The 9,776-nt window shown below is 42.8% G+C and carries 9 protein-coding genes; all 9 read right to left on the reverse strand.

Going from position 1 to position 9,776, the window contains the following annotated elements:
• Positions 1 to 62 precede the first annotated feature (62 nt).
• Positions 63 to 1,295, reverse strand: coding sequence for an aminotransferase class III-fold pyridoxal phosphate-dependent enzyme (locus ACQ66Q_RS07040; RefSeq protein WP_430456143.1), 1,233 nt, complete (start codon positions 1,293 to 1,295; stop codon positions 63 to 65).
• The gene (locus tag ACQ66Q_RS07045) at positions 1,292 to 2,314 is read right to left on the reverse strand and encodes a class I SAM-dependent methyltransferase (RefSeq protein ID WP_430456144.1); all 1,023 of its coding nucleotides are present in this window, start codon (positions 2,312 to 2,314) and stop codon (positions 1,292 to 1,294) included. The genes ACQ66Q_RS07040 and ACQ66Q_RS07045 overlap by 4 nt, the downstream gene beginning before the upstream one ends.
• Positions 2,311 to 3,171: a radical SAM/SPASM domain-containing protein gene (locus ACQ66Q_RS07050; RefSeq protein ID WP_430456145.1), complete on the reverse strand. Its 861-nt coding sequence runs from the start codon at positions 3,169 to 3,171 to the stop codon at positions 2,311 to 2,313. The genes ACQ66Q_RS07045 and ACQ66Q_RS07050 overlap by 4 nt, the downstream gene beginning before the upstream one ends.
• A 237-nt stretch (positions 3,172 to 3,408) precedes the next feature.
• The gene (locus ACQ66Q_RS07055; protein WP_430456146.1) at positions 3,409 to 4,401 is read right to left on the reverse strand and encodes a hypothetical protein; all 993 of its coding nucleotides are present in this window, start codon (positions 4,399 to 4,401) and stop codon (positions 3,409 to 3,411) included.
• Positions 4,398 to 5,114, reverse strand: coding sequence for a sugar phosphate nucleotidyltransferase (locus tag ACQ66Q_RS07060; RefSeq protein WP_430456147.1), 717 nt, complete (start codon positions 5,112 to 5,114; stop codon positions 4,398 to 4,400). The genes ACQ66Q_RS07055 and ACQ66Q_RS07060 overlap by 4 nt, the downstream gene beginning before the upstream one ends.
• The gene (locus ACQ66Q_RS07065; RefSeq protein ID WP_430456148.1) at positions 5,111 to 6,628 is read right to left on the reverse strand and encodes a B12-binding domain-containing radical SAM protein; all 1,518 of its coding nucleotides are present in this window, start codon (positions 6,626 to 6,628) and stop codon (positions 5,111 to 5,113) included. The genes ACQ66Q_RS07060 and ACQ66Q_RS07065 overlap by 4 nt, the downstream gene beginning before the upstream one ends.
• 85 nt (positions 6,629 to 6,713) lie before the next feature.
• A complete protein-coding gene (locus ACQ66Q_RS07070) occupies positions 6,714 to 7,784 on the reverse strand; it encodes a hypothetical protein (protein WP_430456149.1) in 1,071 nt (356 codons plus the stop codon).
• A 2-nt stretch (positions 7,785 to 7,786) separates the two neighbouring features.
• Positions 7,787 to 8,716 carry an FkbM family methyltransferase gene (locus ACQ66Q_RS07075; RefSeq protein WP_430456150.1) on the reverse strand — a complete coding sequence of 310 codons (930 nt, stop codon included), beginning with the start codon at positions 8,714 to 8,716 and terminating at the stop codon, positions 7,787 to 7,789.
• A gap of 42 nt (positions 8,717 to 8,758) precedes the next feature.
• Positions 8,759 to 9,742: a hypothetical protein gene (locus ACQ66Q_RS07080; RefSeq protein ID WP_430456151.1), complete on the reverse strand. Its 984-nt coding sequence runs from the start codon at positions 9,740 to 9,742 to the stop codon at positions 8,759 to 8,761.
• Between the last annotated feature and the right edge of the window lie 34 nt (positions 9,743 to 9,776).

Consider the following 9,776-nt stretch of genomic DNA (forward strand, 5'->3'; position numbering starts at 1 on the left):
CCTTCCATCGCTGGGACTAAAATTCGAGACCGAAACGCAGTGGTTCGCCGTCGAATATCAGACTAAAGACACTTTGATGCAGACATCAATATCTGTTCAGAAAGATCAGCGAGCATGTCTCTATTATGGCAAAATCCTATAAATATGATTCCATTTGTCGGCCATATAACACTATTTTTAAGCATTTCTGCTCTAAATCTTTTCTGCACCTCAGGCGGACATTCGTAAAGATCTCGCTCTAATCTATTTTTAAACTTTTTATCTGTAAATGCTAACCGAAAAATAGAATCGCACCCGGTCATCGTGAAAGGAATATTGTTTTCGGCAAGCGCTTTATTTGTTTTATTCAGTAGGAAATCGCCCAGATGAGTAAGCTCACCATAGTCTGAATCGCGAAGTATATTAATAGTTTTTGATGCAGCCGCACAAACTAAAGGGTTCGCAGAAAAAGTGCCTCCCGTCAGCATCGTCATTGCCGAATTATTGTAGGTCAAATCTGCTACTTTTCTTGTAAATGCCAAAAGACCTATGGGCAATCCACCGCCAAGAATCTTACCATAAGTTGCAATATCCGGATTTATGCCAAAAAAAATTGTAGCACCCGAAATACCCAGTCTAAATCCAGTAATTATTTCATCAAACACTAAAAGGATATTAAATTTCGTGCAGACTTCTCGTAACTCGGAAAGGAATTCAACGATATCAGTTCTTGGATTTGAGCCTTGAACCGGCTCAATAATAACACATGCAAGCTCATTTGCATGTTGCTTAATAATACTAAAGGCTTCTTCATCGTTATATGGAAGTACAAGGCTGTTATCAAGAACCTGCCGAGGGATCCCGCTAGGGTTTATTGGTTTGGCAGTACCAAATCTTCCACCGTCATCGAGTAAAGTCCACTCATTCATCCCATGCCAACCACCATGAAAATAGGCGATTCTGTCTTTACCTGTAGCGGCTCTTGCCAATCGCAACGCTCTTTGTGTGGCTTCAGTACCGGTATTGCAAAGAACAATGTCACTAAGACACACAGGTAACACATCTGAAACACTCTTAACAAACTCTTGAACAACTGGATTGTTTTGAAGATAAAGACATCCTGATTTTGCTTGATTTACAATAGCTTCCGTAATTGCAGAATGTGCATGGCCCAAAATTTGACTGCCCGCACCAAGGCCTGCATCTAAATATTTTCGGCCTGCCGCATCAAACAAAAATGCGCCTTCAGACTTAACAAACATAGATGAGTTCGTACTTTCATATCCAGAATTATGTAAACAGACATCGAAACTCATCCCTTGTCCTCCACTAAACGTTTCCTTGCTACAACCACTATATTCCCAGCATACTTAGTATCCGTAAGAAGCTTTGCAAATGCAGCTAAAAATGAGTCATCTTCAATATGCTGGTAGAAAAAATTACCAGCATTCTTTATGTATTCGGGCGTGCCGTTTTGCAGAAGCTTTTTAACATAACTGACATCTAAGGTCCCATTGGGTGTAAAGTATTCAACCAATTCTAGATCAGCATCTAACAAGACACGCTTTATGGATTGTAGATTAAACAAATTAATGTGCCCAGGAGGCAGAAGCTGTACATGATCAACGCCTGCAACCTTCCATTCAAAACTATCTGTATTAGGTGTAGAAAAAAACCAATAGCCACCAGGTGTCAATAATTTTTTAATCGACATCGCAACATCAACAGGAGACTCCACATGTTCTAAAGTGTCCCACATAGTAACAACATCAAAACCACAATCGGCTTTCAATTGTTCGACCATCATTTGATGGATAGTAATTTCAGGATATTTCTCTTTTAACAGTCGGCACGCACCATCACTGGGATCACAGCAATGAACTTCAAAACCATACTCCTCACGCTGCAGCGCTGAAATAAAAATACCGATTGCGCTGCCCACATCAAGAAGTTTTCCTTTGGGTACAAAGCTCTTAATTATTTCAATTCTTTTCTTGAAAATAGGCACCCGTTTTTCAAACGATTCGATGAAGAACTCATTTTCAAAATCTTTCATTGGGCTGTTATAATAAAAATTTAGCTGACTACTGTTTGGCATTGGATTGCAAAAAATATGGCCACAATCACAACAGCGATCCAAGTTAAAACCAAATTTATTAACATGGAATAACACATTCGAAGATTTGCAAATAACACAACTTTCAAATTTAACGTTATGATTTGGTATCTTATGCACCTCAAGCGCAGTCTCCGACATCATTCGCACAAGATGCTGTTGTTTTTTCTGCGTATGAATTGCATCAAATACAATTTGACTGTCGGATGCACCACTCATGCTAACACTTCCTTCCATAATTCAGCATGATTATAGCCGTGTAATGTGCCATCAGTATTACATTTATGACATGGACTACATGCTCTATTTCCATTTAAAAGCTTTCTTCTATACATATTCAGAGCTTTACTTTTCCAAACGTCAACAAGCGATTCATTTGCAACGTTACCAAACTTAATTTTTTTGTTCCAGTCCTGCATGCAAAGCATTACATCGCCATTCCAGTCGATAGTCATTGAATACGCTGTGTAATAACACGGGTGACTTGGAATCACCTCAGGCTGATGCCCGACATTGATAGTACCCGCTCGATTGGTAAGTTTAAGGCCAAAGCTATCCTCATCATTATGCCATCGGTCTCTCAAAATATAGGACTCTTCAGACAGTTCAGCTTCAGCAAATTTACTTTTGAAAAATTCAATTTGTTCGGGCCCATCGTACATGCTGACAACGAAATAATTTACACCAGCATTATGTAACTTTTTAATTTTTGACGGCTTTAAAAAATCACCGTTTGTTACCAATTCAATCCTAATTTCAGGAGGGAACGCAGCAACAATCTGTTCAAAATGCGGGCACATTGTTGGCTCCGAATAACCAGAAAAAACAACGACCCCCTGATAATTTAGTGCCTTTAACTCTTGACCTATTTTTCTCGCCAATTCGACACTCATATGGACATTCTGATTCGGGTACAAATCATCGTCTATTCTTGGACAAAACTCACATTTTCGATTACACAACTCTGTGACATTTATATCAATCCAACTAAAAAGCGGCATGTTATCGTGAAGCGTCACAACATCTATATAATTTGATTTTCTTCTTAAATTGGCTTTAGTGGCTTCATTTAGCATAATTTTTTACTCATCCAGGCCCACACCAAGCTAGCAATCAATGTATCCACGCAATCTCACCGATACAACTTGCAAGCGTTAATTTTCTATTATCGGCTTACCCACTGGTTCATTTAGCATGTTTTAAAATATATAACTAACGAACCACCTTACCTAGCTGTCTATTTCAGAGCGATATAGCATCCTATAAACAACTCTCAAAACACGAAAACTACATCATAAGAAATATTGAATAAACTAACCCACAGGCTCATAACTAACAACTTTGCTGCCTTCGCTGCCGATATTGCAACTGACGTAAATCAGTTTGGCCAGAGCTTGCCGGATGTTGCTATGAGTATGTGGCGGTGCAAAAAACATCATAAAACCGCCGCCACCTGCGCCGAGCAGCTTACCGCCCAAAGCACCGGCTTTGATCCCCGCGTCATAAATCTGGTCAATCGCCGGGTTTGAAACGCCCTCGGCTAGTTCCCGTTTCAGCTTCCAGGCATCATGCAATAGTAAGCCAATGTGATGAAATTCCGGAGTCTTAGATTGCAATGTTTCCCTCGCTTGCACCGCCATTTGCTGCAAGGTATGCAGTTGTGATTGCTTGGTTTTAACATTTTCGATTTTTTTCACCGCGATGGTCTCGGCAATGCGGGTAAAACCAGTGAAAAACAATAAGATATGGTCATTTAAAATGTCGTGATTGCCAGGTCGCATCAACAGTTTGGAGACATTGATCATGCCATTTTGATGGAACTCAATAAAATTGGTGCCACCGTGTGCTGCCCACATCTGGTCTTGTGAGCCTACTTTTTCGCCGATCACTTTCTGCTCAATCCGGATCGCTTCCAAGCCTAGTTGCTGGGCAGCGGAAATTTTGCCATTGAGTCCGCGCAGAGCATTCAGCAATCCTACAGTAAAAGCACTACTCGAGCCCAAACCAGATCGTGCCGGTAAATCGCTGAAATGATGGACTTCGATGCCACCTTCCACCGGACATTCAGTCATCACCGCACGCACCGCTGGATGGACAATTTCATCAACGGCTGTGACAGTTTCTATTTTGGAATACACAATCCGGTGTTTATGTTCAAAAAATGGCGGTAAATGCCGCACACTGAGATAGCAGTATTTATCAATGGTCGTGCCGATGACGGCACCGCCATGCTCCAGATACCAGGCCGGATAATCCGTACCGCCGCCAAACAATGAAACGCGAAATGGGGTTCTGGTAATAATCATGCCAAGTCCTTAAACATCGCTTGTGCCTGCTGATAACTGTCTGGAGTGCCGAAGTCGATAAACTGCTGCCCCAGGGCTAAACAGCTTATCGGCGGTTTTTGGCCGGCCATGAGGTAATCATGCTCTAACGAAAGCAATTGGCGGGCACGCAGTTCATGAATGTGCTTCGTGCCGAAAAAATACCAGCCAGCATTTATTTCGCCTGGCTCTGCAATTGCATTTTTTTCCTGAAAGCCAGTCAGCAGGCGCTGCGAATCGGCTTGCACTGCGCCGTATCGACTTGCATCGGCTACTTGTACCGTCAGAATACCGCCGCCGTTTTTCTCAGCACTCTGTACAAAAGCCGCCAGGTTAAATTCGACAAAGGTATCTCCGTTACAAACCAACACACCTTCCGTAATCGCTTGCAATTCAATTTGTTGCAACGCCAGCTGCAGGGCTCCGCCTGTCCCTAATGGGCTGGTTTCGGTTTGCCAGCTGATTTGTAATGGCCAGCGCTGCCCGCTCAGCCAGTTGATCACCTGTTCGGCGCGAAAGCCAAGGCACAAATGTAACCGCTGGACTCCTTTACCAACACACCAGCGCAGAAAATGTGCCAGATACGGTTCGCCAGCGATAGGTGCCAGAATTTTCGGCAGGTCCGACACCACAGGTTGCAGGCGGGTACCAAATCCCCCAGCAAGCACAATCAACACGGGCAAAGCTGCGGTCATAATGGCGTCGCCACTACGCGGATATCGATTTGCTGCGCTTGCTTTTCGGTTAAACGGCGTTTGAGGCGGGTGCTGGCCATTTCCTCAATATGAGCACGGGTGTCTGTACCGAATTTCTGTGCGACCATCTGCAGATAGGCCTCATCCGCGAAATAACGGTGAAATGCCATATCGCGAAAACCCAGTACTGTCGCGGCGCTGACATGATTAGTCGGCAGTGGCTGACAATCGTAACTGTGCTGAGAATAACCACTCCAGCTTTTCGGCAATTCCCATCCAAGCTGCCGGGCTTGTACATAGAGGCCCGAGCCTGGGTAAGCCATTGCCGAATAAAAATTAACAAATTCGCACTGTAGTTCCAACGCTAAATCCAGCGTTTGTTGCATCGCGAGTGCGTCATCATCCGGTAAACCGAAAATAAAGTTACCAATCACACTGATATCGGCCGCTTGAATTGATTTCACGATGTGACGGATATCATCTTGCGAAAATGACTTCTTCGCGCCATCACGCACCACTTCACTACCCGATTCGATCCCCAGCGCCAACCAGCGGATGCCGGCTTTTCTCAGCAGCGGCAACGTATCGTCCCGCACTGTATCGACCCGGGCATAAGCCCAGATATTCAGCTCAGCAGCAAAAGGCAAAGCCGCCAACCCTTCACAAATGGCTTCGTAGTGACGCTTTTGCAAGACAAACATCTCGTCGATGATTTTGAACGTTTTGACACCATAGGTTTGATATAAATGCGCCACTTCCTGCACTACCGCCTCAGGCGAACGTTTGCGGTAGCGGTTGGAATCAAAAGGCGCATTAATGCAACAAAACACACAACGGTATGGGCAACCGAGCGTGGTGTAAATGGACGCATAAGGCTGGCGGGATGCCAAATCACCGAAACATTGCCAGTTGTGCGCGCGGTATTTGGCCATCGGCAACAAATGCCAGACGTTACCATGCAAGTCGCTGTCTAAATCTTCCGAAATTGGCGCTTTGGGTCCGTAAACGACAGTGCCATCGTCACCGCGGCGGACCAGTCCACGCACCTCGGCCAGTGGCAACTCACCGTTCAGCGACTGCCACAATTCAAAGCTGGTGATAGTTCCTTCGCCCTGACAGGCATAATCGGCCAAGGTCAGTTGCAACGTTTCCTCTGGCAACGCAGAAACGTGGCCGCCGATAAGCAAAGTCGGCACGCTAGCGCATTGCTGTTTGAGATCGGTGATGAGCTGTGAAGCTCCGACCATCGTCTGGGTCGAAGCCGACGGTTGATGACCAAAAGCGACCACTAACACCAACAGCGGATTAAGTTCAGCAATACGGCTCGCTGCGGCCACAGACCCTAACTGCTCGGCTTCCGTATCCAGAATGATGATGGGGACTTCACGGTCCAGCAGATAGCCGCTAATCAGACGGACCCACAGTGGCGGTTCTATGGCGGTCAGTTCGTTGCCGAGCGACTGATATATTTTGTCGCGACCCCCCGGATTGACGATTACAAGTGCACCTGACATTCAAAACCCCTGAGTACGATTCGATGTCCGACTGACATGAACATCCAAATCAAATTTATCTGCTGAAAACACTTGCTCAAAAATACTAATAGAAGCTACGTAGACTGCATAAAGCATTATTGCGCAGGCTCTGCACCCTATATGTCAGGGTAATAGTTTTCCGTTTGGCGCCAGTGACGACCTGAGAACCGCTATGTATACAACGCGTATTAAGTATAAAAATATCTCCCGGCTCACCAATCGCTTGCTTAACTTTTGATGCCTGAATAATCGGCGCATCGTTTGGTATAAAGGTCGCAATAGTCGTCTGCATTGCGGAGTAAATATACGAAAAATGGATATGGCTGCGTGGAGCATTTGCACGGATAAGCTGCTCAGGCAACGTATTATCCAGCCAAGTCAGAGGACCACAATCTTCAGTTACAGCCACAAGCGGTATCATAATCTTGATTTGGTCTGCCAATTTATCGATGTGCCAGTTCTTCACTGCGCTTGGAAAAATCGATTCTTCAACAATCTCGCACAATAATGATTCACAAGTTACAGGACTACCAGCACTTTGTTCTGCCAGCATATGCAATGCTGTGTCGTTCATTAGGGACTGAAACACCGCTGGCGCCTGGGGGGCATTTAACCAGTAAGCTCTTTGCCTACCTTCGTTGGTAAAACCTTTAGCCCAGATCCGCCCAGCTACTCTATCGTATTCGAATACATGATTTACATGCTCATCACAATGTGCTTTGTTCTCAGATAGCGAGCGCTGAAACCAATACATCAAATCATTCTGGTCCAATTGACTAAAGCTGAACCTATCTTTGCGAACATTAACTTCCATATAGTTATCGACGAAAAAAGAATCTAAATCTGGGATAACACAAACCTCGGCAAAACTTGGAAGATCGCCTTGTATTAATAACTGCATTTTTGTTCGGCAGCCGAGATTTAAGTACATGCGCTCAAAAATTTCTTTTTCAGAATCAAGTAGCATTTTTACCAATTCTGGCCTTGATAAAAATGGATTAGACTGTGAACGTTCAGAGCTTCTTGTTGCATACTCTGCCGCGAATACCGACAGAGAATTTGAAACGAGCTCAATCGAAGATTCATCGCTCTTTCTGCAAAAACCAGCAGAAATAAATTCATCAATACTATCCATATTTATTTCCGCTTCAATGTCCGGAATTGAAAGCTATGCTCGGAATCAACATACCGCGAAGAACTATTGTTTCTCAAACATTCGCGATATTCGGAATGTGCACTTGAATTATCAACATACTCTCTGTAGTTTTGATAGATGTTCTCAGAAAGTGCCTGATCCCTAACAAAAATAATGTTTACCATTCCCTTCCAATAACCGTCTTTAATTTGAGTATCGTCCGTCAGTTGGCTGTGAACGACAAACCCAAACGAATGAAGTAATTCGGCTGCATTTCTATGCTCTTCAATTCCAAAATTTAACTCAACGAGTATTGATTTACAGTCGTTTTTCAAAAAATCAGCAAGGCCGTTGATAATAAGGTGTTCGATCCCATCAACGTCTATTTTGATGTGTGTAGGATAGGGAATGTGAAGTAAATCATGAATATCAGTACCTTTATAGGCCATCACCGCCTGCGATGCCAGCGACTTTCTGGGCTTTAAATGAGCATCTATTTCTTGACCAACAGAATTAATGCCAGAAGACTCAAAATCACAATACTTATAAAGATTAACTAAAGAAGTCACATCACTGAGCCCGCAACAGACAGCTTTAACTTTTTCATTAACATGATTGATTTGAATATTTTTGTTCAATAATGCGTAATTGTTTGACTCGGGTTCAAAACTAAATACACTGACGCCACGCTGGACAGCCGCATAGATCGTAAAAATACCAACATTTGCCCCGATATCCCATAAGATATCGTCTTCATTCATACTGTTAAGCCAAGCAATAGTCTCTGGTTCACTCACCATTAAAGTTACAATTCTTTCCAAAGAAAATGGCGTGTTAGTGATAAACATCATGTCTTTATTACAAACCTGAATCGTCGTATACAGGTCTTGCTGTGAATTAACGAAATCTAAGACTGTAGTAAAATCACTCATTTTAACTATCCTATTACCTGAAATTATATTAATGAACCGAAATTAATTTCGATTCATTATGAAAGAATTTATATCTGCATGTTTAAACACTTGAGTTAATAGCGAATTTGGATTAGCTACAGATATAACAACCCCTAAATCCTTAAAAGTTGAACGGTTCAATACACCCATGTAATCAATTAAACTTAAACATTTCATCGACTTATTTAGTTCTTCATCTGCGGTCGCATGTATGGATTGTTTATCTAAACTCCAATTTGCAGCAGCATAGTCTTCTTGACATGCTGATATTGCATCCTTGCATTTATCATGACTAGGGTGGTCATCCCAAAAATATTTAGAATTCGATAAATCAACACCCGCCAACAATATCTTTTTATATCCGGCTTGCACTGCAAAATTCACAACACAATCTAGAGTTGAACAATGGTGAATTAGCCGTTTATTTCCGTAGTAATATTTTTGCAGATAGCTGTTTATTACATTCATGTTTCTTGTCGGCATTGTAACAGGCGAATACAGCAACACTCTTTTAGCATTACATTTCAGTACCCGACCGCTGTTAAACAAGTGCCGAATCTGCATAAAGACAGGCTCATTTCTACTTTCATTATTCAACAAATAGCGATGAACGCATTCATAAGCAACTTCAGATTTCCCAAGTTCAATAAAGTGGGCCGTGGGGACAAAATCATTAAAATAAAAATAATTTACGCCAATACTATCTACCGTTTTTATCGCAGCCCATTCTTCGTTAGATATGTCGTTGATACTAGAACCACAACCAAGTATCACTAATTTGTCTGATTTTTTTTTCCATGGTAATGGCACAATCAGATTTCCGTTAATCTTTTTTGCTCCAGACTGATACCGCCATGCAAGAAAATGCTCCCACAATACTGCAGCGTAGGCACCTATATCTTCACTGTTAGCTCTGAATTGAATTCTTGCCTTTAGTTTGAAAAATTTAAATAACCACGGCGCGTAGTAGCGATAGAATCTTCCCTTGAATGTAAAACCAGTCATTCATCACTCCTAAATTTGATATCGAACTAGCCGC

It is taken from the genome of Rheinheimera sp., from assembly GCF_965283995.1.
GTDB lineage: Bacteria > Pseudomonadota > Gammaproteobacteria > Enterobacterales > Alteromonadaceae > Pararheinheimera.